The 23,448-nt window shown below is 60.6% G+C and carries 24 protein-coding genes; 2 read left to right on the forward strand and 22 right to left on the reverse strand.

Features of this window, described 5'->3' with window-relative positions:
- Positions 1 to 70 precede the first annotated feature (70 nt).
- From GV818_RS05755 to GV818_RS05805, 11 genes are all read right to left on the reverse strand, one after another.
- A complete protein-coding gene (locus GV818_RS05755) occupies positions 71 to 1,057 on the reverse strand; it encodes a DNA polymerase III subunit delta' (protein ID WP_161753435.1) in 987 nt (328 codons plus the stop codon).
- Complete coding sequence (gene tmk / locus GV818_RS05760; protein WP_161753437.1) at positions 1,050 to 1,682, reverse strand: dTMP kinase; 633 nt, start codon at positions 1,680 to 1,682, stop codon at positions 1,050 to 1,052. Before tmk ends, GV818_RS05755 begins: the two co-directional genes overlap by 8 nt.
- 19 nt (positions 1,683 to 1,701) lie before the next feature.
- Positions 1,702 to 2,883 (reverse strand): endolytic transglycosylase MltG, encoded by a 1,182-nt coding sequence (gene mltG / locus GV818_RS05765; RefSeq protein WP_161753439.1) that lies wholly within the window; start codon positions 2,881 to 2,883, stop codon positions 1,702 to 1,704.
- Positions 2,884 to 2,886: 3 nt separating this feature from the next.
- Positions 2,887 to 3,702, reverse strand: coding sequence for an aminodeoxychorismate lyase (gene pabC, locus GV818_RS05770; protein WP_161776042.1), 816 nt, complete (start codon positions 3,700 to 3,702; stop codon positions 2,887 to 2,889).
- The gene (gene fabF, locus GV818_RS05775; RefSeq protein WP_161753443.1) at positions 3,702 to 4,946 is read right to left on the reverse strand and encodes a beta-ketoacyl-ACP synthase II; all 1,245 of its coding nucleotides are present in this window, start codon (positions 4,944 to 4,946) and stop codon (positions 3,702 to 3,704) included. Before fabF ends, pabC begins: the two co-directional genes overlap by 1 nt.
- A 110-nt stretch (positions 4,947 to 5,056) precedes the next feature.
- Positions 5,057 to 5,293: an acyl carrier protein gene (acpP, locus tag GV818_RS05780; protein WP_003175607.1), complete on the reverse strand. Its 237-nt coding sequence runs from the start codon at positions 5,291 to 5,293 to the stop codon at positions 5,057 to 5,059.
- A gap of 196 nt (positions 5,294 to 5,489) precedes the next feature.
- A complete protein-coding gene (gene fabG / locus GV818_RS05785) occupies positions 5,490 to 6,230 on the reverse strand; it encodes a 3-oxoacyl-ACP reductase FabG (RefSeq protein WP_161753445.1) in 741 nt (246 codons plus the stop codon).
- A 16-nt stretch (positions 6,231 to 6,246) separates the two neighbouring features.
- Positions 6,247 to 7,185 carry an ACP S-malonyltransferase gene (fabD, locus tag GV818_RS05790; protein ID WP_161776043.1) on the reverse strand — a complete coding sequence of 313 codons (939 nt, stop codon included), beginning with the start codon at positions 7,183 to 7,185 and terminating at the stop codon, positions 6,247 to 6,249.
- A 126-nt stretch (positions 7,186 to 7,311) separates the two neighbouring features.
- The gene (plsX, locus tag GV818_RS05795; protein ID WP_161753450.1) at positions 7,312 to 8,322 is read right to left on the reverse strand and encodes a phosphate acyltransferase PlsX; all 1,011 of its coding nucleotides are present in this window, start codon (positions 8,320 to 8,322) and stop codon (positions 7,312 to 7,314) included.
- Between the two features lie 3 nt (positions 8,323 to 8,325).
- Positions 8,326 to 8,508 carry a 50S ribosomal protein L32 gene (gene rpmF / locus GV818_RS05800; RefSeq protein WP_003179396.1) on the reverse strand — a complete coding sequence of 61 codons (183 nt, stop codon included), beginning with the start codon at positions 8,506 to 8,508 and terminating at the stop codon, positions 8,326 to 8,328.
- Between the two features lie 13 nt (positions 8,509 to 8,521).
- Positions 8,522 to 9,049, reverse strand: coding sequence for a YceD family protein (locus GV818_RS05805; protein ID WP_161753452.1), 528 nt, complete (start codon positions 9,047 to 9,049; stop codon positions 8,522 to 8,524).
- Positions 9,050 to 9,154: 105 nt separating this feature from the next.
- Between GV818_RS05805 and GV818_RS05810 the strand changes: the two genes are divergently transcribed.
- Positions 9,155 to 9,733, forward strand: a complete 579-nt coding sequence (locus GV818_RS05810; RefSeq protein ID WP_161753454.1) for a Maf family protein — start codon at positions 9,155 to 9,157, stop codon at positions 9,731 to 9,733.
- A gap of 55 nt (positions 9,734 to 9,788) precedes the next feature.
- Here the strand turns inward: GV818_RS05810 and sppA are convergent, their stop codons facing one another.
- Genes sppA through rluC form a run of 3 tightly spaced genes read right to left on the reverse strand, consistent with a single transcriptional unit; the run spans position 9,789 to position 12,408 of the window.
- Entirely contained in the window at positions 9,789 to 10,778 is a 990-nt protein-coding gene (gene sppA / locus GV818_RS05815; protein WP_161776044.1) for a signal peptide peptidase SppA, read from the reverse strand.
- A gap of 21 nt (positions 10,779 to 10,799) precedes the next feature.
- The gene (locus tag GV818_RS05820) at positions 10,800 to 11,462 is read right to left on the reverse strand and encodes an HAD-IA family hydrolase (RefSeq protein ID WP_161753458.1); all 663 of its coding nucleotides are present in this window, start codon (positions 11,460 to 11,462) and stop codon (positions 10,800 to 10,802) included.
- Entirely contained in the window at positions 11,452 to 12,408 is a 957-nt protein-coding gene (gene rluC / locus GV818_RS05825; protein ID WP_161753460.1) for a 23S rRNA pseudouridine(955/2504/2580) synthase RluC, read from the reverse strand. The genes GV818_RS05820 and rluC overlap by 11 nt, the downstream gene beginning before the upstream one ends.
- Before the next feature lie 713 nt (positions 12,409 to 13,121).
- Between rluC and rne the strand changes: the two genes are divergently transcribed.
- On the forward strand, positions 13,122 to 16,325 hold the full coding sequence (gene rne, locus GV818_RS05830) for a ribonuclease E (RefSeq protein ID WP_161753462.1): 3,204 nt from the start codon (positions 13,122 to 13,124) through the stop codon (positions 16,323 to 16,325).
- A 66-nt stretch (positions 16,326 to 16,391) separates the two neighbouring features.
- Here the strand turns inward: rne and GV818_RS05835 are convergent, their stop codons facing one another.
- The 8 genes from GV818_RS05835 to GV818_RS05870 form a co-directional block, all read right to left on the reverse strand.
- Positions 16,392 to 16,988, reverse strand: a complete 597-nt coding sequence (locus tag GV818_RS05835; RefSeq protein WP_161753464.1) for a nucleotidyltransferase family protein — start codon at positions 16,986 to 16,988, stop codon at positions 16,392 to 16,394.
- Positions 16,985 to 17,980 (reverse strand): XdhC family protein, encoded by a 996-nt coding sequence (locus GV818_RS05840; protein ID WP_161753466.1) that lies wholly within the window; start codon positions 17,978 to 17,980, stop codon positions 16,985 to 16,987. Before GV818_RS05840 ends, GV818_RS05835 begins: the two co-directional genes overlap by 4 nt.
- A complete protein-coding gene (locus GV818_RS05845) occupies positions 17,980 to 20,295 on the reverse strand; it encodes a xanthine dehydrogenase family protein molybdopterin-binding subunit (RefSeq protein ID WP_161753467.1) in 2,316 nt (771 codons plus the stop codon). Before GV818_RS05845 ends, GV818_RS05840 begins: the two co-directional genes overlap by 1 nt.
- Positions 20,292 to 20,762 carry a (2Fe-2S)-binding protein gene (locus GV818_RS05850; RefSeq protein ID WP_161753469.1) on the reverse strand — a complete coding sequence of 157 codons (471 nt, stop codon included), beginning with the start codon at positions 20,760 to 20,762 and terminating at the stop codon, positions 20,292 to 20,294. Before GV818_RS05850 ends, GV818_RS05845 begins: the two co-directional genes overlap by 4 nt.
- 252 nt (positions 20,763 to 21,014) lie before the next feature.
- Positions 21,015 to 22,034, reverse strand: coding sequence for a UDP-N-acetylmuramate dehydrogenase (gene murB / locus GV818_RS05855; protein ID WP_161753471.1), 1,020 nt, complete (start codon positions 22,032 to 22,034; stop codon positions 21,015 to 21,017).
- Positions 22,031 to 22,495 carry a low molecular weight protein-tyrosine-phosphatase gene (locus GV818_RS05860; RefSeq protein ID WP_161753473.1) on the reverse strand — a complete coding sequence of 155 codons (465 nt, stop codon included), beginning with the start codon at positions 22,493 to 22,495 and terminating at the stop codon, positions 22,031 to 22,033. The genes murB and GV818_RS05860 overlap by 4 nt, the downstream gene beginning before the upstream one ends.
- Positions 22,495 to 23,259: a 3-deoxy-manno-octulosonate cytidylyltransferase gene (gene kdsB, locus GV818_RS05865; RefSeq protein WP_161753475.1), complete on the reverse strand. Its 765-nt coding sequence runs from the start codon at positions 23,257 to 23,259 to the stop codon at positions 22,495 to 22,497. Before kdsB ends, GV818_RS05860 begins: the two co-directional genes overlap by 1 nt.
- On the reverse strand, positions 23,256 to 23,441 hold the full coding sequence (locus GV818_RS05870; protein WP_161753477.1) for a Trm112 family protein: 186 nt from the start codon (positions 23,439 to 23,441) through the stop codon (positions 23,256 to 23,258). Before GV818_RS05870 ends, kdsB begins: the two co-directional genes overlap by 4 nt.
- Between the last annotated feature and the right edge of the window lie 7 nt (positions 23,442 to 23,448).

The raw sequence follows: 23,448 nt of genomic DNA on the forward strand, positions 1-23,448 counted from the left end.
ACATCCGATAAATGAAAGAGCCGGACTTCACCGTCCGGCCGGATACAAGCTTGATTCTAGGCGCCGCACATCAGTTCTGGGCAGGCAGTGCCGCCCATTGCACCAGCAGTGCTTCCAACAGCAGTACACGATTGAGGTTGGCCTTGCTCAGGACCTTTTGGCGCTGTGCCAGGATCCAGTCCTGAATGCTCAGCACCTTGGGCTGGCTGGACTTTTGCGCGAGGTACTGCACCACCTTGCGCATATCCTGCAGCCCCAGCCCTTGCTCATCCTGGGTCAATTGATAACGAAGGACCAGGCTCGACCAGTCGCAAAACCAGTCGAACAGCAACAGCAAGGGAATGCTATTCCAGGACTCGGCCAACTGAGTCGGCGACTGCTGCTGCTTGAGCAACTTCTTCACCCCTTCCACCACCAGCGCCCGCTGTTCGCGAACGCCCTGGGCCTGCAAGCTGACCGCAGCCAACGGCGAGCCGGCGGCCAGGGTCAACAGCTCTCCTCGCTCCTCCTCGGTACACTCGGGCAAGGCATGGGACAGCCACTGCAGGCTCACCGCCTGGCTGGGCAATGGGCACGCCTGCTGCACGCAACGGCTCTTGATGGTGGGCAACAGCCGGCTCGGCTGGTGACTCACCAACAACAGCACGGTATTCCCGGAAGGCTCTTCAAGGCTCTTCAACAACGCGTTGGCGGCGTTGATATTCATCGACTCCACCGGCTCGATCAGCACCACCTTGCGGCCGCCCAACTGCGCGGTCTGGACCACGAAGCTCACCAGATCACGAACCTGGTCGACCTTGATCGCCTTGTCCGCCTCCTCAGGCTCCAGCACGTAGTTGTCCGGGTGGCTTCCTGCCTGCAATAGCAGGCAGGACTTGCACTGTCCACAGGCATCCAGCCCATCCGGACGCTGGCACAGCAGCCGGGCCATGAGGCGCTCGGCCAGCGCCCGCTTGCCGATACCCGCCGGGCCATGCAGCAGGTAGGCATGAGCATGCTGCGCGCGCCCCGCCAGTTGCTGCCAGAGGGCATCCTGCCAGGGAAAGACCTCAGCCACGGGCGCGCTCCAGCAATTGCGGAAGCAAAGCATCCAGGGACTGCTGGACCTGAACCAGGGGCTGCGCCGCATCTACCAGAAAATAACGCTGCGGGGCAGCTTCAGCGCGCTTCAGGAAAGCCTCACGGACCTTCTGGAAAAAAGCCTGGCCTTCCTGCTCGAAACGGTCCAGTCGACCCCGGGCGCTGGCCCGCGCCAGGCCGACCTCCACCGGCAAGTCGAAGACCAGGGTCAGGTCCGGGCGCAATGCGCCCTGGACGAAATCCTCCAGGGCAGCGATACGCTCAAGGCTCAGACCGCGACCGGCACCCTGATAGGCATAGGTCGAATCGGTGAAACGGTCGCACAGCACCACCGCCCCGCGAGCCAACGCCGGGCGAATCACCGCTGCCAGGTGCTGGGCTCGGGCCGCAAATACCAGCAGCAGTTCGGTATCGGCATTCATGACCTCCTCACCCGGGGTCAGCAACACCTCGCGAATACGTTCGGCCAAGGGCGTGCCACCAGGCTCACGGGTCAACAACACTTCGATACCCGCATCGCGCAGACGCTCGGCGAGGTACTCGCGGTTGGTACTTTTGCCGGCGCCTTCCGGGCCTTCCAGAGTAATAAACAAGCCAGTCACAGGCAGTCCTTAATCAAAGTCATTGCGGGCTTTTCGGCACAGGCTCGAGCTCGCTGGGCGCAGGAGTCACGACCGGCACTGACGGTGCATCCGGCATGCTGGGCGGAGCAACTTCCGGCGTGACCGCCGGTGCTGGACTCGTAGCCTCGGGAGCCACCGGGCTGGTTGCAGGCGCAGGGCTGGAGCGATAGTCGGCACGACGCTTGAGCTGGAACTCGCGCACAGCGCTGTTATGAGCATCCAGATCGTCGGAGAACACATGACTGCCATCACCCCGGGCAACAAAATACAGGCTCTTGCCCGGCACCGGATTGAGCGCCGCATGAATCGCTTCGCGCCCGACCATGGCAATCGGTGTCGGCGGTAACCCAGCAATCACGTAGGTGTTGTAAGGCGTGGCCTCCTTGAGATGCGCCCGGGTCAGCTTGCCGGTGTAACGCTCCCCCAGGCCATAGATGACGGTCGGATCGGTCTGCAGCAGCATGCCGATCTGCATGCGCCGCACGAACACTCCGGCGATCTGCCCGCGCTCCTGAGGTACGCCGGTTTCCTTTTCCACCAGCGACGCCATGATCAGCGCCTGATAGGGGTCGTTATAGGGCGCATTATCCGCACGCTTGCTCCACTCCTTGGCCAGCACATCATCCAGGCGGTCGTAGGCTTTTTCCAGAAGCTCGGCATCCGTCATGCCTCGCACGAAACGATAGGTATCGGGAAAGAAACGCCCCTCGGGAAACACTCCGGCATGCCCGAGTTTTTCCATCACCTGGCTGTCACTGAGGCCGACCAGGGTCTGTTGCAACTTGTCACTTTTGGCCAACGCGTTGCGCACCTGGCGAAAGTTCCACCCCTCCACCAGAGTCAGGCTGTATTGCACCACTTCGCCACGCTGCCAGAGGCCGATCAGCCCTTCGGCAGTCATGCCGGGGGTCATGCGGTACTCACCGCTGTGCAGAGGCTGGCCCGGCAGATTGAAGCGCCAATACAGGCGCAGCCACAACGCATCCTTGATCACTCCGTCGGCTTGCAGACGATTGAAGGTGCCAGTGGGGGTAGATCCAGCAGGAACATCGAGCAATTGTTCCTGGCTCAGGTTCAGCGGTTGGTCCAGGGCCGAGTACAGTTTCCAGGCACTCGCGCCCAACAGCAGCCCTGCCAGGACCAGTCCGGTTTCCAGCAGGAGCAGTAATTTACGTCTCACGAATCAAGCATCCAGTAGTGCACGGGTAATGACCTGCAGTTTACGGGTGAGCGGTCCTGCCGACCAGCTCATCCCGGCGCAGGCACGTACCGGCCAGATGCCATAGACGCTGTTGCAGACGAACACTTCATCCGCCTGCTCCAGCTGAACAAGACTGATATCGGCGACTTGTGTAGGGATGCCCTGTGACTCGGCCTGAAACAATATTTCAGCCCGCATCACCCCGGCTACGCCACAGCGGCTCAGATCCGCCGTCAGCAAACGCCCCTGACTGATCAGGAACAGGTTACTGAACACACCCTCGACCACCCTCTCGGCGGCATCCAGCATCAAGCCTTCGGCATGCTCGGCGTCGCGCCATTCAGCACGGGCCAAAACCTGCTCCAGGCGATTGAGGTGCTTGAGACCCGCCAATAGCGGCTGCTCGGACAGACGCGTAGCACAGGGAAACAAACGAACCCCCTCCTCGGCATGGGCCGGCGGATAGGTCGGGAATGCGCTGCCCAGGAGAATCCGCCGCGCGGTAGCCGCTGGATCGGCGGCATACCCTCGCAGGCTGTCGCCCCGAGTGAGGATCAGCTTGAGTACGCCATCCCCCAGAGCCGCCGCATAGGCCAGCACTTCACTGCGGATCAGTGACTGATCCGCAGTGAGCGCCAGACGCCGGCAACCTTCAGCCAGGCGCTGCAGATGCCGCTCCAACAGTTGCGGCCGTCCCGATTTGACCGCGATGGTCTCGAACAGACCATCACCGTAGGCCAGGCCGCGGTCCCTGAGCGACGATGTGTCAGCCGGCTGACCGTCGACCCAGCTGTGCATTACTCGGAGAACCGGCGGAACACCAGGGAGCCGTTGGTGCCACCAAAGCCGAAGGAGTTGGATAGCACCACATCGATGTCCATGCTGCGCGCAGTGTGCGGCACGAAATCAAGGTCACAACCCTCATCCGGCTCATCCAGGTTGATGGTCGGCGGCGCCACCTGGCTGTTGATCGCCAGCACGCTGAAGATTGCCTCGATGGCCCCGGCGGCACCCAGAAGGTGACCGGTCATGGACTTGGTGGAGCTGATCGCGAGCTTGTAGGCATGATCGCCGAACACGCTCTTGATCGCCGCGGACTCCGCCAGATCGCCGGCAGGCGTCGAAGTGCCATGGGCGTTGATGTACTGCACCTGGTCGACATTGAGCTTGGCGTCGCGCAAGGCGTTGGCGATACAGCGAGCGGCACCGGCGCCATCGGCTGGCGGCGAGGTCATGTGATAGGCATCACCGCTCATGCCGAAGCCGATCAGTTCGGCGTAGATCGTGGCACCACGGGCCTTGGCATGCTCCAGCTCCTCCAGGACCAACGCACCGGCACCATCGGACAGCACGAAGCCGTCACGCCCCTTGTCCCACGGCCGACTGGCACGAGTCGGCTCGTCATTGCGGGTCGACAATGCACGGGACGCGCCGAAGCCGCCCATACCCAGACCACAGGCAGCCATTTCAGCGCCGCCGGCAATCATCACGTCGGCTTCGCCGTAGGCAATGTTGCGTGCGGCCATGCCAATGCAATGAGTACCAGTGGTACAGGCCGTGGAAATTGCGTAGTTCGGCCCCTGGGCACCCAGATGGATGGACAGGAAACCGGAAATCATATTGATGATCGAGCCAGGCACGAAGAACGGAGAAATCCGTCGCGGGCCGGAATCATGCAGAGTGCGACTGGTTTCTTCGATATTGGTCAAACCACCAATACCCGACCCCATGGCCACGCCGATGCGCTCACGATTGGCATCAGTGACTTCCAGGCCGGAATTGCGCACCGCCTGAAACCCGGCCGCCAGACCGTATTGAATGAACAGGTCGAGTTTGCGAGCCTCTTTGGCCGACAAGTACTCCTCGACATTGAAGCCCTTTACCGAGCCGCCAAAACGGGTGGAATAGGCAGAAAGGTCGGTGTGCTCGATCAGACCGATGCCACTTTGGCCAGCCAGAATGCCCTGCCAGCTACTCGGTACATCCGTACCCAATGGCGACAACATACCCATACCGGTGACTACGACGCGTCTACGCGACACAGCACTCTCCTTTTTCTAATGACGACACTTTGTATCAGGCCTAAAGAAAAAACCGCACGCCGTAACGGCAGTGCGGTTTTTCCATGACAGCAAAAGACGACTACAAACGATTAAGCCTGGTGGCTAGTAACGTAGTCGATAGCTGCTTGAACGGTAGTGATTTTTTCAGCTTCTTCGTCAGGGATTTCGGTCTCGAATTCCTCTTCCAGAGCCATCACCAGCTCAACGGTGTCAAGGGAGTCGGCACCCAGGTCTTCAACGAAGGAAGCGGTGTTCACAACTTCTTCTTCTTTAACGCCCAGTTGCTCAGCAACGATTTTCTTGACGCGCTCTTCGATGGTGCTCATACCTTGTTTTCACTCCTAATGGACAAATTCAGGCAGCTGGCCAGTGGGTAAGTGTATAGAAAGACTTTTCAGCTTTTCAACTGAAAGCTTTGCTCCTCAAACCCTTTGGCCATCTGCCTATAAATAGATTGCAGCTTTATAACGGATTTTAGACAGCTCGTATGACATTTTTTTGAAGCAATCCGTCACATTTGACTTACATATACATCCCGCCGTTGACCGGGATTGTAGCCCCGGTAACGTAGGCCGCACCGTCCGACGCCAGAAAAGCGACCACTTGCGCGATCTCTTGAGCCTGACCCAGACGACCCAGCGGAATTTGTGTCAGCAGGGCTTCACGCTGCGCTTCCGGCAGCTCACGGGTCATATCGGTATCGATAAAACCTGGAGCCACCGAATTCACAGTGATCGACCGCGAACCGACTTCACGCGCCAGAGCACGGCTGAAACCTTCCAGACCGGCCTTGGCGGCGGCGTAGTTTACTTGGCCAGCGTTGCCCATGGCACCCACTACCGAGCCAATACTGATAATTCGACCCCAACGAGCCTTGGTCATGCCGCGCAGAACGCCCTTGGACAGGCGAAACAGACTATTGAGGTTGGTATCGACTACGTCGTACCACTCGTCATCTTTCATGCGCATCATCAGGTTGTCGCGGGTGATACCGGCGTTGTTCACCAGGATCGTCGGCGCACCGAACTGCTCGCTGATGCTGGCCAGGACTGCAGCCACGGACTCATCGCTGGTGACGTTGAGTTCAAGGCCAGTGCCTTGAATGCCGTTTTCCTTGAGGGTGGCAGCAATGCGCTCGGCCCCCGAGGCGGAAGTGGCAGTACCTACCACGATGGCACCCATACGCCCCAACTCAAGCGCGATGGCCTGGCCGATACCGCGGCTGGCGCCGGTCACCAGTGCAACTTTACCTTGCAGACTCATGCAAGCTTCTCCTAGTTCAGGCCAACGCTGCACGGGCGGCAGCGAAAGCATCTGGGGTATTCAGGTTAGAGGTCGACACGCCTTCGGCGCAGCGCTTGTTGAGGCCGGCCAGGACTTTACCCGGGCCACACTCGACCAACAGAGTGGCGCCATTGGCCGCCAGGGCCTGCACCGACTCGACCCAGCGCACTGGCTTGTACAACTGCTCCAGCAAGTCGCGCTTGAGGGTATCCAGATCAGCCGCTACCGCAGCGCTGACGTTCTGTACCAATGCAATCTGCGGCGCCTGCCAGTTGATCGCCGCGATCGACTCGGCGAAACGCTCAGCTGCCGGGCGCATCAGCTCGCAATGGGACGGCACGCTGACTGGCAGCGGCATGGCGCGCTTGGCGCCACGAGCCTTGCAGCCTTCAATAGCCCGCTCCACCGCCGCCTTGGCACCGGCGATCACCACCTGGCCCGGGGAGTTATAGTTCACCGCACTGACTACTTCACCCTGAGCCGCTTCGACGCAGGCCGCCACCACATCAGCGTCGTCCAGGCCGAGAATCGCCGCCATACCGCCCTGCCCCGCAGGCACAGCTTCTTGCATCAACTGGCCACGACGCTCCACCAACTTGACCGCTTCGGCCAAAGTCAGACTGCCTGCGGCCACCAGGGCGCTGTACTCGCCCAGACTATGACCGGCAACAAAGGCCGGGCGCGCGCCCCCCTCAGCCAGCCACACACGCCACAAGGCAATGGAAGCGGTAAGGATCGCAGGCTGGGTTTTATCGGTTTGATTGAGCAGCTCTTCAGGACCTTGCTGGGTCAACGCCCAGAGGTCGTAGCCCAGAGCATCGGAGGCTTCTTTGAAGGTTTCGAGGACCAACGGGTACTGCGCGCCCAACTCGGCCAACATGCCGAGGGACTGCGAGCCCTGCCCTGGAAAGACGAATGCGAGGGATGCAGACATGTAACAAGCCCCTAATGATCTTGTCGTCGGAGAATTGACGTCACACCGCGGTGGACGCAAGAAACTGACAGTTGGATGGCGAATTGAACTGAGCGGTCACATTTAAGCACTCCACAGGAAAAACGCCTAAAGCAACAAGTCTTCAAGACGCCCATGCAGACGTCTCGGCAAGTCTTCCTGAATCTCGATCAGCGCCCGCTGAATGGCACTTTGAAACCCCTGCACTCCTGCCGAACCGTGGCTTTTCACCACAATCCCCTGCAACCCGAGAAAACTTGCACCGTTATGCCGGGCCGGCGCCAGATCCGCCTGCAACCGACGCATCAGCGGCATCGCCAACGCGCCCACGACCCGCGACAACAGATTCTGCCTGAACAGCGCCTCGATACGAGCAGCAATCATGGTGGCTAGACCCTCGCTGGACTTGAGCAGGATATTGCCAACAAACCCGTCGCACACCACCACGTCGGCCTCACCGCGATACAGCCCATCACCCTCGACAAAGCCGATGTAGTTCAAACCGCGGGCTTGCTGCAGCAGACTCGCCGCCAGCTTGACCTGCTGGTTGCCCTTGATGTCTTCGGTACCGATATTCAGCAATGCCACTCGCGGTCGCACAATGCCCAGGGTTTCCGCCGCCACTGAGCCCATGATTGCAAACTGCAACAAGTGCTCGGCACTGCAGTCGACGTTGGCCCCCAGATCGAGCAATTGGCAGTAACCACGCTGAGTCGGAATGGCCGCCACCATCGCCGGACGATCGATACCGGGCAGGGTTTTCAACACGTAACGCGACAGCGCCATCAGCGCCCCGGTATTGCCGGCACTGACACAGGCCTGGACCTTGTCATCGCGCAGCAGCTCAAGCGCCACCCGCATCGAAGAGTCTGGCTTGCCACGCAGGGCCTGGGCTGGCTTTTCGTCCATGGTGATCACTTCGCTTGCCGGGGTAATTGACAGGCGCGAGCGGTCCACAGCCGATTGGCCGGAAATCAGTTCTTCAAGGAGAGAGGGTTGACCCACCAGGGTCAGATGCAGCGAGGGGGTAGCAGACAGGCAAGCAATACTGGCCTGAACAATGCTGCGGGGACCGAAGTCCCCGCCCATTGCGTCAATCGCGATGACTTGAGCGGACAAGGATTACTCGTCAGCGCCCTTGTCGATCACTTTACGACCACGGTATACGCCTTCTGGCGATACGTGGTGACGCAGGTGAACTTCACCAGTGGTCTTTTCTACGGACAGGGTGCTAGCCTCGAGGGCGTCGTGGGAACGACGCATGTCACGGGCAGAGCGGGATTTTTTGTTCTGCTGAACAGCCATAATTGATTAACTCCTAAACGTTTGGGTCACGCTTTAACTGCGCCAATACACTGAACGGGTTGGACCGCGTTACCTCGTCCTCGCTCGGTTCGGGCTCTTCGAGCCCTCCCGGCTGCTGGCATTCTTCCGGATGATGAGCAGGCACGATTGGCAAGGCAAGCAAAAGCTCTTCCTCGACCAATGCCTGCAGATCCAAAGGATCTTCGCCCAGTTCCAGCACGTCATAACCTTTCGGCAACGACTGGGTATTCGCACCCTCCTTCACCACAGCGTAACTGCACTCACTGTGGATCGGCAGGGTGACCAGCTCAAGACAACGCTGGCAAACCATTTTGACTTCGACGTCGATGCAGCTGTGAATAACCACAGCTTTACGCTCGTCACGCTCGAAAACGAATTTAGCCTGCACCGTACCGACATTGTCGGAAAGCGGGTCGCAGAGTCTCTCCAAATCGGCCAGCAGCAGTTCACCTTGAAGGGTGGTGCCACGATCAGCCAATTTGCGCGGGTCAACGTGAGGTGGAATCGGGTCATTCAACATAGGCGCAGCATTATAGGGATGCCCCCAGCCATGTCAAAGGAAATTCAAGCCTGTCCGTCACTTGCAAGCCCCGCTAGAATTCCGACCCTGCCTCAGGAGATGCGCATGCTGCCTTTATTACTCGCTTCAAGCTCGGTCTATCGCCGGGAATTACTGTCCCGCCTGCAACTACCCTTCACCTGCAGCTCTCCTGATATCGACGAAAGCCACCGCCCAGGCGAGACCGCCATAGCACTGGTGAAACGCCTGGCCGAGGCAAAGGCCCGCGCCCTTGCCGACACACATCCGGCGCACCTGATCATCGGCTCGGACCAGGTCGCGGTGCTGGGGTCGCAAATCATCGGCAAGCCCCATACCTTCGACAAGGCTCGCCAACAACTGCTGGACGCCAGCGGCGCCAGCGTGACCTTTCTCACTGGCCTAGCACTGCTCAACAGCCAGACCGGCCGATACCAGGTCGACTGCATCCCCTTTACGGTCAACATGCGCACCCTTGATAGCACCCGCATCGAGCGCTATCTACACGCAGAACAACCCTTTGACTGCGCTGGCAGCTTCAAAGCGGAAGGCCTAGGGGTCAGCCTATTCCAGAGCACCGAAGGCAGTGACGCCACCAGCCTGGTCGGCCTGCCACTGATCCGCCTGGTGGACATGCTGCTCGCCGAAGGCGTGGAGATCCCATGAGCGAACATAAAAAAGCCGGCACTCAGGCCGGCTCTTTTTGTTCAATACCGCCCGATCAGCGCAAGGTCGGCCCCTGAAACCCCATCCACATTGCGATCTGCTCAGCCACACTAGCACCGAGCTTCTTCGAGAAGCGATCGAACGGTGACTCCTGAACAGTGAAGTCCACCACTTCCTTCTCGCCAATCACGTCTCGCGCCACCGAACTGGTATTGCCCAGACCGTCGATCAACCCCAATTGCAGCGCCTGCTCGCCTGACCACACCAACCCCGAGAACAGCTCAGGGTGATCCTTGTCCCTGAGGCGGTCACCACGCCCTTGCTTGACGCTGGCAATGAACTGACGGTGGGTAGTGTCCAGCACACTCTGCCAAAACTGAGTCTCTTCGGGCTTCTGTGGCTGGAACGGATCAAGGAACGACTTGTGCTCACCCGAGGTATAGGTTCGGCGCTCGACCCCCAGCTTTTCCATGGCCCCAACAAAACCGTAACCAGCAGCCGTCACACCAATAGAGCCCACCAGACTCGCCTTGTCAGCGTAGATCTGGTCAGCCGCACTGGCGATATAATAGGCGCCGGACGCCCCCAGATCGGAAATAACCGCGTAGACCAGAGTGTCCTTGTGCAATGCCCGCAACCGACGAATTTCATCATATACGTAGCCAGACTGCACCGGACTGCCACCAGGACTATTGATGCGCAGGACAATACCCTTGACCTTGGGATCGTCGAAAGCAGTACGCAAACTACCAACAATATTGTCGGCACTGGCAGACTCCTTGTCGGCAATCACTCCAGTGACATCGATTACAGCGGTGTAGCTACCACCACGAGTGGCATTCTTTTCCATGGTCATCAGCGGCGTGAACAGCGCCAGCGCCACAAACAGATAGACAAAGGTCAACAGCTTGAAAAAGATCCCCCAGCGACGCGAGCGACGCTGCTCCTGAACACCGGCCAGCAGAGTCTTTTCCAACAGCTTCCAGCTTTTATCATCAGCACCTTCAGCGCCCGACTTGCTTGGCGCTTTCCATTCGTCGGTCATGCCTGCTACCCCAGCAAAAACTTAATCGGCACCCTGGCTAAGCCAGGCATGCAGTTCAGGAAAATGATCAATGGACAATCGCGGCTCGAATGCCTGCAAGGCCTCAATGGATTGAGCGCCGTAGCTCACGGCAACCGAATCCATGCCAGCGTTGCGCGCCATCAACAGATCAAAGGACGAATCCCCGACCATCAATGCCTGCCGAGGCTCGACACCGCAATGAGCAAGAATTTCCTCCAGCATCAACGGATGAGGCTTGCTGGCGGTTTCATCGGCGGCCCGGGTAATATCGAAATACCCCTCCCAACCATGAGCCTTCAACACTCTATCCAGCCCCCGCCGCGCCTTGCCGGTGGCGACCGCAAGATGATAACCCTCACCCCTGAACGCTTCGAGAGACCGCGCCACCCCGGCAAACAAGGGCGAAGGCTCGGCATCAAGCGCCATGTAGTGATCGGCGTAGCGCTGACGAAAGGCAATCACTTGCTCGTCATCAATTTCTGGATACAAGGTCCGAATCGCCTCCGGCAAGCCGAGGCCAATGATGCCTTTGACGGAAAAGTCATCCCGACGCGGAAAACCGGAGCGATCGGCAGACACATGCATCGACTCGACAATCCGACCAATGGAATCTGCCAGAGTGCCGTCCCAGTCAAAGATCAGCAGCTTGTAATCAGGGTGCACTCAGGCGCTCCACGGTTTTGGCCCACATCTCATCCACCGGAGCCTGCAACTTCAACTCACCACCATCCGGCAGCGGCACCGTCAACATATAGGCATGGAGAAACAGACGCTTACCGCCCAGATCGCGAATCTCGCGAGTAAAGTCATCATCGCCGTACTTGCTGTCACCGGCGATGCAATGTCCGGCATGCAAGGTGTGCACACGAATCTGGTGAGTCCGCCCAGTAACCGGCTTGGCCTCAACCATGGTGGCGAAATCACCGAAGCGGCGCAGTACCTTGAACATCGTCAAGGCCTCCTTACCCTCCTCATTGACCTCCACCATGCGCTCACCGGAACGCAGGTTGCTCTTGAGCAGCGGCGCGCGCACCTGCTTCACCGCAGTCGTCCAGTGGCCACGGACCAAAGCCATATAACGCTTGTCCACACCATCACCACGCAACGCAGCGTGCAGATGGCGCAACATGCTGCGTTTTTTCGCAATCATCAGCAGACCGGAAGTATCACGGTCAAGGCGATGCACCAGCTCCAGCTCCTTGGTATCCGGGCGCAACTGCCGAAAGGCCTCGATCACCCCGAAGTTCAAGCCGCTGCCGCCATGCACGGCAATGCCGGCCGGCTTGTTGATCACAATCAGAGCCTTATCTTCGAAGACAATCGAGGCTTCCAGGCGCTGCAACAACCCTTGGGCCAAAGGCACCGGCTCATCGCGCTCAGGCACGCGCACCGGCGGCACGCGCACCACATCACCGGCCTGCAGCTTGTACTCAGGCTTGATCCGACCCTTGTTCACTCGCACTTCGCCTTTGCGCAAAATGCGATAAATCAAGGTCTTGGGCACACCTTTGAGCCGAGCAAGAAGGAAGTTATCAATACGTTGGCCGGCATATTCCGGCGAGACCTCAAGCAATTGAACGCCAGGGGTCGAGGGGGCAGTAGTCGTCATACCGCGAATGATAACAATTTTTTATGGATTTGAAGCACTTAATGATTGCTGCTATAGTCGCGAACGCCGCCAAAAGCGGCTGGACAGCGGAACAGCGGCAACTAGCCGGCCCTGACCAACGCAATTCATAAGGGCGCAAGGCCGTCCTACGCAGCTCTCGCTACATACCGGAAGAGTTTGACGTTGTAACAAGCGCAGGTGACATGAGGCCTGAAACCCGTAGAAAGCAGAGTGATCACTCGCCTTTTACGCAGCGATTAACGGCCAGTTCACAAAGTGCAGTCAGCGACTAACAACCCCAAGCGAAGGTTGTGGAAACAATGCCTTTAGCCATGATGCGTGACCTCCCCTTTCGGAGTTCACGGTAAATGCCAACCCGCTGCGGATTCTGCGCGCGGCAGCACCCGAATTATCAGGGATACGTGTAGGGTGGAGATGCACAACCGTCGGACTGTGTAGCATTAGGCTTTATCAAGACGCTTCATCTCGTCCACAGTTGCCGGTTGATTCCTCCTCCTGACAGACTTTTGCTTAAGCGGTGCCTTAGTCACCACAGCAAGCAGGACGCGTGAGTCGCGACTTCGTCCTTGTTACTTGGATGATTCTCGCCAGACACTCGAGTGGACAACCACTCCTGACGCACCTGACACCGACCGTGAGAAGTCGTGTGTGCCGAACGCCGTTTCCGGCAGCCCGGAAACCGACGGTACTACATGAAAAGAATGCTGATTAACGCAACTCAACCCGAAGAGTTGCGTGTTGCTCTGGTAGACGGCCAGCGCCTCTACGATCTGGACATCGAGTCCGGTGCACGCGAGCAGAAAAAGGCCAACATCTATAAAGGCCGAATCACTCGTATCGAACCTAGCCTCGAGGCTGCCTTTGTCGATTTCGGCTCTGAGCGCCACGGCTTCCTGCCCCTTAAAGAAATCTCCCGCGAATACTTCAAGAAAGCCCCCGAAGGCCGCGTCAACATTAAAGACGTCCTGAGCGAAGGCCAGGAAGTCATCGTTCAGGTCGAGAAAGAAGAGCGTGGCAACAAGGGTGCAGCCCTGACCACCTTCATCAGCCTGGCAGGTCGTTACCTGGTACTGATGCCGAACAACCCGCGTGCCGGCGGCATCTCCCGTCGCATCGAAGGCGAAGAACGCAACGAACTGCGTGAAGCCCTGAACGGCCTGGTAGCACCTGCCGACATGGGTCTGATCGTGCGCACTGCCGGCCTGGGCCGCAGCAGCGAAGAAATGCAGTGGGACCTCGACTACCTGCTGCAACTCTGGACCGCCATCAAGGAAGCGTCCCTGGATCGCTCCGCGCCATTCCTGATCTACCAGGAAAGCAACGTGATCATCCGCGCGATCCGCGACTACCTGCGCCAGGACATCGGCGAAGTGCTGATCGACAGCGTTGAAGCCCAGGACGAAGCCCTGACCTTCATCCGCCAGGTGATGCCGCAGTACGCCAGCAAGATCAAGCTCTACGAAGACAGCGTTCCGCTGTTCAACCGTTTCCAGATCGAAAGCCAGATCGAGACCGCTTTCCAGCGTGTGGTCGAACTGCCTTCCGGCGGCTCCATCGTCATCGACCCGACCGAAGCCCTGGTGTCCATCGACATCAACTCGGCGCGCGCCACCAAAGGCAGCGACATCGAGGAAACCGCTCTGCAGACCAACCTGGAAGCAGCGGAAGAAATCGCTCGCCAACTGCGTCTGCGGGACATCGGTGGCCTGATCGTCATCGACTTCATCGACATGACCCCAGCCAAGAACCAGCGCGCCGTGGAAGAGAAAGTCCGCGAATGCCTGGAAGCCGACCGCGCTCGCGTGCAGATCGGCCGCATTTCGCGCTTCGGCTTGCTGGAAATGTCTCGTCAGCGCCTGCGTCCGTCCCTGGGCGAAAGCAGCGGCATCGTCTGCCCTCGCTGCAACGGCACCGGCATCATCCGGGACGTCGAGTCGCTGTCCCTGGCGATCCTGCGCCTGATCGAAGAAGAAGCCCTGAAAGACCGCACCGCCGAAGTCCGCGCCCAAGTTCCGATTCCGGTTGCAGCCTTCCTGCTTAACGAAAAACGCAACTCGATCACCAAGATCGAACTGCGTACCCGTGCTCGCATCGTCATTCTGCCGAACGACCACCTCGAAACTCCGCACTTCGAAGTTCAGCGTCTGCGCGATGACAGCCCGGAAGCCAGCACCAACCAGTCCAGCTACGAAATCGCTGCTGCCGCTGCCGAGACCGAGGAAGTTCAGCCTGTCGCCGCTACCCGCACCCTGGTTCGCCAGGAAGCGGCAGTGAAGACCGCACCGGCCCGCGCCAATGCACCAGTACCAACCGAAGCGCCTGCTCCAGTAGCCGCCCCAGCTCCGGTTATTGCTGAGCCAAGCCTGTTCAAAGGCCTGGTGAAGTCCCTGGTCAGCCTGTTCGCCACCAAGGAAGAGCCAGCGGCTCCAGTTGTGGTCGAAAAGCCAGTGACCGAGCGCGCACCTCGCAGCAATGAAGAACAACGTCGCAATGGCCGCCAACAGAGCCGCAACCGTAACGGTCGCCGCGATGAAGAGCGTAAGCCACGCGAAGAACGTGCTCCGCGTGAAGAACGCGCACCACGGGAAGAGCGCCAGCCACGTGAAGCTCGCGAAGCCCGTGAAGAAGTTCAAAGCGTAGCCCGCGAAGAGCGTGCACCACGTGCACCGCGTGAAGAACGTCAACCACGTGCCCCTCGTGAAGATCGCAAGCCACGCGGTGAGCGTGAAGAGCGCGTTCGCGAACTGCGTGAGCCTCTGGATGCCGCTCCAGCTGCAGCCGCCGCTACCGCAGCAGTTGCTGTTGCCGAAGAACGTCCGGCTCGCCAGCCTCGTGAAGAGCGCCAGCCGCGTCCGCCACGTGAAGAGCGTCAACCACGTGCCGAGCAGGCTCAAGCCGCAGACATCAGCGAAGAAGAAGCTCTGCCGAACGAAGAGCAATTGCAGGAAGATGGCCAGGACAACGCCGAAGGCGAACGTCCACGTCGTCGCTCCCGCGGCCAGCGTCGTCGCAGCAACCGTCGCGAGCGTCAGCGTGATGCCAACGGCAATGAGATCGAAGGCTCGGAAGAAAACGCCGAAGAGCCAAGCAGCGCCGATCTGGCCACAGGCCTGGCGGCTACCACTAGCGTTGCCAGCATCGCCAACACTGCAGCCGAAGCGCACCAGCAAGCCGAACGCGCTACCGCTACCGCTGCAGAGCAGGCTCCAGAAGCGCCTGCAGTCGAAGCTACAACACCGGTGGAAGCAGCTGCTGCCCCGGCAATCGAGGTCGCTCCAGTTGTTGAAGAGCCCGCCCAGGTTGAAGCTGCTGCCGAACCAGCGGTAGTTGTCGAAGCTCAGCCAGTGGTTGCCGAACAGCCTGCAGAACCTGCGGTTCAAGCACCAGTCGCTGAAGAAAAAACCAGCGCGCCGACTCAGGAAGCTCCAGCCCCTGCTGCTGAGCCTGTAGCAGTCGAGCAACCTGTGGTTGCCCAGCAGCCAGCTCAGGTTGAAGAACCTGCTCCGGTTGTAGCCCCTGTAGTTGCCGAAGCTCCAGCTCCGGTGGTCGAGGCGGCTCCGGCCAGTGCCCTGACCAGCAACGGCCGTGCACCTAACGACCCACGTGAAGTGCGTCGTCGCAAGCGTGAAGCCGAGCGCCTGCAGAAGGAAGCCGAACTAGCTGCCGCTGCCGCCCCGGTGGCCGCTGTGGTCGCTGCCGAGCCCGCTCCGGTAGAAGCACCAGTGGTCGTCGAGGCCGCTCCTGCTCCTGTCGAAGTGGCTGAAGCTGCACCAACCGCAGAGCCTGTGGCAGAGCAACCGGCCCCAGTGGTCGAGGCTCCACACGCTGTCGAGCACGCAGTTGAGCACGCAGTACACACCGAGGAAGAACAGCACGAGCCTAAACCTCTCGCCTGATTCCATCGGCCAATGAAAAAGCCCCGCCCGGGTAACCGGGCGGGGCTTTTTTTATCTCTGTACGATTCAACGATCCCGATAGATCAATGCCTGGGGCAGGTCCACATCCCATACCACGCCCGGATCCGTCACCGGCACCTCGATCACGCTCCCCGAAGCGAACAGGAGCCTGGCACCGCGATCACCGGACAAGCCTTGCAACGCTGCACCATAGGCCCGGCCGAACCCCACCGGATGCCCCAGATCAGCACCCAGCCGTGGCACGCTGATACCGTCCTCGGTTAGCGCCTCGATCACCTGCCTCACCGTAGAGGGCAAGATAAAGGGCATATCTCCCAGCAACACCAGCCAGCCATCGGCATCGGCACAAGCAGCGACCGCCGCCGCCAGGCTATGCCCCATCCCGGCAGAATCCAGCAACAACACCTGGCAGCCGTAGGCCCGCGCCAGATCCGCCACCTGCGGTCGATCCGCAGTGGTTACCAGCACTCGCCGAAGCACTTGCGCAGGCAGATTGACCAGCACCTGTTCCAATACAGAACGCACCACGCCATCACGCCCTCGACAAGGTGCCAGCAACTTGTCCTGATCAGCCCCCGCCGCCTGGCGATAACGACGGCCCTGCCCTGCCGCCAGAATGACTGCACTTGGCGCTGGGCTCACGTCGTAGCCTCGCCGACTCGCAGCAGCGACTTCTTTTGCAAGAGCTCAACGCCATTCTTGATCGCTACGATTTCTGCCATCAGCGACAACGCGATCTCCGCCGGCGTATGACTGCCGATATGCAGGCCAACCGGCCCGTGCAAACGCTCAATGGCTTGCTCCGACAAACCTAGCAGAGCCAGATGGCCTCGGCGCTTGCGAGTGTTGGCCCGAGACCCCAGGGCTCCGACATAAAACGCCCGGGAATCGAGCGCCGTCAGCAGGGCCATGTCATCCAGACGCGGATCATGGGTCAAGGCGACCACAGCAGTACGCTCGTCAGGCTCGATACTCAACACCGCATCGTCAGGCATGCCGGCAACAAATCGGCCATCCCGGTCGTCCCAGCCGTGAACAAACTCCTGTCGCGGGTCGCAGACCAATACCTCGAAATCCAGCAAGCGAGCCATTTGCGCCACATACCGGGACAACTGCCCCGCGCCGATCAGCAGCAGACGCCAGCGCGGCCCGTAAATCGCCCGCAAGGTAAGTCCGTCAAACGCCAGTTCATCGGTCTTGCTTGCCGCCTTGAGCTGTACCTCACCACTGCTCAGGCTTAACTCCCGAGCCACGATCTGATGCGCCTCGCAACGCTCCAGCAACTCAGCAACCCAACCCGGATCGCCGACCGGCTCTTCAGTCAGGCGCAAAGTACCACCGCATGGCAGACCGAAACGCGCCGCCTCCTCCAGGGTCACGCCATAGGTCACCAACTGCACTGGTGGCCCAGCCCCGAGCAAGCGCTCACGTCCCTGGCGCGTAATCAGGTCGTCCTCGATACAACCGCCAGACACCGAGCCGATCACCACCCCATCATCGCGCAAGGCCAGCATGGCTCCCGGTGGGCGGGGTGCACTGCCCCAAGTCTGAACCACGGTATAAAGCACCACCGCCCGCCCGGCACGGCGCCATTCCAGGACACTGCGCAGGACATTCAGGTCGACGCTGTCCATCAGGCGCTCCCCTGCCGCCAGCCCTGCAGCTGGTAGCGCACCGGCAGGTTGCGAATACGCTTGCCGGTAGCCGCGAAGATCGCGTTGCACAGCGCCGGCGCAATGGGCGGCACGCCAGGCTCACCGACACCGCCCAACGGCACATCCCCTGGTGGCGTGACCAGATGCACCTGCACCTGTTTCGGCGCCAGGGACATGCGCGCCACTTCATACATATGGAAGTTGTCCTGCTGGACCTTGCCGTCCTTGAAGCTGATTTCCCCCAGCACCGCATTGCCCAAGCCCATGACGCAGGCACCCTCGAACTGCGAGCGGATACGTTCGGGGTTGATCTGCGGACCACAATCCACGGCGATATCGGCCTGGTGCACGATCAACGTGCCATCTTCCTTGACCTCCACCTCGATCACCGCCGCTACATAGGTCACGAAACTGTAATGCACCGCCAGCCCCAGACCTCGCCCCTTGGCCAGAGAGCGCCCCCAACCGGCAGCCTTGGCCGCGGTTTCGAGCACCGCGCGCAGACGCCCGGTATCGATGGGATAGCGCTCGGGGGATTCACCGTAGTTCCACTCTTCGCTCAAGGTTCGCGGATCAATCTGACGATCCGCCCCCAACAACTTGAGCTGGTACTGCAACGAGTCCTGGCCGGCTTTATGAGCCAGTTCATCGACAAAGCTCTGGATGGCGAAGCCATGGGGAATGTTCGACACCGAACGGTACCAACCGACCCGGGTATGAGCGACGGCCTCAGGATTCTCCAGGCGCACGTTGGGAATCGCATAGGCCATGTTGGTGAAGCCCATCCCCAGTTCGAAGGCGCCCTCATGGTTCATCCCCGGGGCGAACAACGCGGTGATACTCGGCGCCACGGTGCGATGCAGCCACGCCACTGGCATGCCGTCCTTGTTCAGCCCGGCCTTGAGGTACTCCGCCGACACCGTATGAAAGTAGGAGTTGTGGATATCGTCTTCCCGGGTCCATTGCACCCGCACCGCCTTGCCGGGAAACGCCTTGGCCAGGATCGCCGCCTCAAGAATGAAGTCCGGCTTGGATTTGCGACCAAAGCCACCACCCAACAAGGTGACATTCACAGTGACCTGCTCAAAGCCTATTCCCAGCCTCTCGGCAATCCGCTCACGGGTAACCTGAGGCGCCTGACTCGGCGCCCAGACCTCACATCGCCCCCCCTCGAAGCGGGCCACGGCGACCATCGGCTCCATCGGTGCCTGGGCCAGGTGCGGCAGGTAATAGGTCGCCTCCAGGCTGCTCTCAGCACTCCCCAGAGCCTCATCGAGACTTCCGGTGCTGCGCACCACCTTGCCCGGTTTTTGCGCCGCCGCCTCCAGCGCCTTGCGGTACTCAATGGAGTTGTAACCGGCATTGACCCCGTCGTCCCACTCGATCAGCAACGCATCGCGGCCCTTGATCGCCGCCCAGGTATTGCTCGCCACCACGGCCACGCCGCCCAGGGGCTGGAACTCGGAAGGCAGAGGACGACTGTCAATGGGCATGACCTTGATCACCCCCGGAACCTTCAGCGCCGCACTGTCATCGACGGACTTGACCGTGCCGCCATAAACCCGGGGACGGGCCACTGCCGCGAACAGCATGCCGTCAAAATGCACATCCGCGCCGTACACCGCGCGCCCATTGACGATGTCCTGCCCATCAATCGCGCGGGCGGCCTCCTTGCCGATATAGCGAAACTCCGCAGGCTGCTTCAGTCGCAAGCTGTCTTGCGCCGGGACTGCCAAAGCCCCTGCTGCAACGGCCAGGGCGCCATAACCCAGCTCACGCCCCGTGGGCTGGTGAACAACCTTGTGCAACTGCGCCCGGCATTCCGCCAGCGGTACCTGCCACTGTTCGGCGGCCGCCTGCTCCAACATCGCCCGCGCCGCAGCACCGCAACGGCGCATGGGTTCATACCAGTGGCGCATGCTGCGGGAGCCGTCGGTGTCCTGGTTGCCAAAACGCACCTCGTCCCCCGGTGCCTGGCTGACCTTGACCAGCGCCCAGTCAGCGTCCAGTTCGTCGGCCACCACCATGCTCAGGCTGGTGCGCACGCCCTGGCCCATTTCCGAGCGATTGCAGACCACAGTCACGCTGCCGTCAGCGGCGATGCTCACATAAACCTTGGGATCATCGACCCAACCATGGGGCATGCCATCGGCACCGAACTTCTTGTCCTCGGCGAATGCGTCCTGCCACCCCCAACTGGCCGCCAGCACCAGGGCCCCGGTGGCGCCCACGCCTTTGAGAAAGCCCCGACGACTCAGGTTGCCGAGGGCAAAATCACTCGGTAAACGGTTCATGCCTTGGCCTCCTGCAGATGGCTGGACGCCCGGCGGATCGCAGTCTTGATCCGGTTGTAGGTACCGCAGCGACAGATATTGCCAAGCATCGCTTCTTCGATCTGCTCGTCGCTGGGATTGGGGTGAGTCTTGAGCAAGGCAGTGGCGGACATGATCTGCCCGCCCTGGCAGTAACCGCACTGGGCCACCGCCGTATCGAGCCACGCCTGTTGCACCACCTGCCCCACCGGATCGGTGTGCAGGTTGTCGATGGTGCTGACGTTCTTGCCCTGCACCGAGCCGATCGGGGTGATGCAGCTGCGTGCCGGGGAACCGTCGATGTGGATTGTGCAGGCACCGCACAGGCCCATGCCGCAGCCGAACTTGGTGCCGTTGTAGCCCGCCACGTCGCGGATTACCCACAACAGCGGCATGTCCTCGGTAACGTCCAGTGGATGATCTTGACCGTTGAGCTTCAGGGTAATCATGGGCACGCCCGCATTCTGTGAGGTGATGGGGTCAAGCCATCTGCCGCGCAATACCGCGGCTGCGGTGCACGCAGATCGGCTCAGGCTAATCAGGCTCTCTTATGAAGGCTGGGCTTCACTGGGCCTTTGAGAAGAACAAACATTGCATTCTTGGCTTGCTAAGTTAAGCCGCAATTAACAAAAAAGCCTTGCCCGAACGTCAGCCGGGCAAGGCTCTTGATGATTCCTGAAAGCGCTATCAGCGGACCATGCCTAATAAAGGTTGGGCTCCATCTCCAGCTCGACGCCGAACCGCTCGGCGATATCCCGCTGAATCCGCCGTGCCAGTTCAAGCAGTTGCAAACCAGTGGCCGTGCCGTAGTTGACCAGCACCAAGGATTGCAGGCGATGGACCCCGGCATCCGCGTCACGGAAACCCTTCCAGCCTGCCTGCTCGATCAACCAGCCGGCAGCCAGCTTCACTCGTCCGTCGGCTTGGGGATAACCCACCAGCCCCGGGTGCGACTGCTTGATCTGCGCTGCCAACACTGCCGATACCACCGGATTCTTGAAGAAACTGCCGGCATTGCCGAGCACCGCTGGGTCCGGCAGTTTTTCGCTGCGGATACCACAGATCGCCCGACTGACGTCGCTGGCGGTAGGTCGCTCGATGCCCTGCTCGCTCAGGCGCTGACGCACCGGACCGTATTCAAGGCGCAGGTGATCGACACGGTTCAGGGCAAAACGTACCCGCAGGATCAGCCAGCGACCTGCCTGGTGCTTGAACAGGCTGTCACGGTAAGCGAACTGGCACTGCGCCAGATCGAAGTCCCGCAATTCACCGGTCTGCCGGTCAAGGGCGGTCAAGCCAGCGAACACGTCCTTGATCTCGACCCCATAGGCACCGATGTTCTGCATCGGCGCAGCGCCGACCGTACCGGGGATCAAGCTGAGGTTCTCCAACCCGGACAAGCCCTGCTCGAGGGTCCACTGGACAAAGGGATGCCAGGTCTCACCGGCCTCGGCCTCCACCACCACCCGCTGCCCGTCATCACTGAGCAGGCGAATGCCACGGCTGGCCATGCGCAACACCAGGGCCTGGATATCCGCCGTCAGCAGCAGGTTGCTGCCACCGCCGATCACCAGCAGCGGCAACTGCTGCTCGGCACAATAGGCCAGCGCCTCACGCACGTCGTCATCGTTGTGAGCCTGAGCGAACAACCGAGCTCTGACCTCGACCCCGAAGCTGTTGAACGGCTTGAGGGACACATCGGACTGAAGGTGCAGGGTCATAACCGCCCCTTCAATTCGATCACCAGCCGATCACAGGCGCTCTCGATCAAATCCAGTACCTGCTCGAAGCCCTGCTCACCGTCGTAATAGGGATCCGGGACCTCGTCCAACGGCGCCTCGTAGCGGCGCAGGAACAGATCCAGTTCGGCCTTGCCCCGGGCTGGCTGCAAGGCCTTGAGATTACGCAGGTTGCTCTGGTCCATGGCGAAGATCAGGTCATAGCGCGCAAAATCGGCACTGCTGACCTGCTGCGCCCGTTGCGCCGAGAGGTCGTAACCACGCTGCAACGCCGCATGCTGGCTGCGCGTATCCGGCGCCTTGCCGACATGCCAGTCGCTGGTGCCGGCAGACGCCACCTGGACCTGGTCAGCAAGGCCAGCATCACGCAACTTGCGGCGTAGCACGCCTTCAGCGGTGGGTGAACGACAGATATTGCCCAGGCAGACGAACAGAACCTGCATCAGGCCTCCAGCAAGCGCCGAACGCGCTCAAGGTCTTCGGCGGTATCAACGCCCGTGGGCGGTGCTTCCAGGGCATCGGCAACGTGAATCCGCACGCCGTGCCACAAGGCACGCAACTGCTCCAGAGACTCGGTGTTTTCCAGCCAGCACGGGCCCCAACTGACGAAGTCATGGAGAAAGCCGGCGCGGTAGGCGTAGATGCCGATATGACGGCGATAAGGCACGCCTTGCGGCAGCTCGTCACGACGCTTGGCAAAGGCATCCCGTGCCCAGGGCAAGGTGGCGCGACTAAAGGTCAGCGCCAGGCCGTTGAGATCACTGACCACCTTGACCACGTTCGGATTGAACAGGGTCTCTACATCCTCGATCGGCTCGGCCAGGGTGGCCATGCGCGCCTCGGTGTGCGCCGCCAGGTTGGCCGCCACCTGATCGATCACAGCCGGCGGGATCAACGGTTCGTCGCCCTGGACATTGACCACGATTGCATCCGCGGCCAGGCCGAGCTTGCCGGCGACTTCCGCCAAGCGGTCGGTACCGGAGTTGTGATCTTCCCGGGTCAGTACTGCCTCAGCACCAAAACCCTGGCAAGCCTCGACGATGCGCTGGTCATCGGTGGCCACCACTACCCGCTCGGCGCTGCTCTTGCAGGCCTGCTCCCAGACCCACTGGATCATCGGCTTGCCGGCGATCAGCTGCAGGGGCTTGCCCGGCAGGCGGGTAGAGGCAAAACGCGCCGGGATGACCACGGTAAAGGCGTTGCTCATTTGTCCAGACGCTCTTCGGTGGTCAGGGTGCGGGCCTCGGTTTCCAGCATCACCGGGATGCCATCACGAATCGGATAGGCCAGGCCGGCGCCCTTGCTGATCAGCTCGGTCTTGTCGGCGCTGAGTTTGAGGGGACCTTTGCAGATCGGGCAAGCAAGGATGTCGAGCAGTTTGGTGTCCATGAGGATT

It is taken from the genome of Pseudomonas sp. Fl4BN1 (assembly GCF_009908285.1).
Classification (GTDB): domain Bacteria; phylum Pseudomonadota; class Gammaproteobacteria; order Pseudomonadales; family Pseudomonadaceae; genus Aquipseudomonas.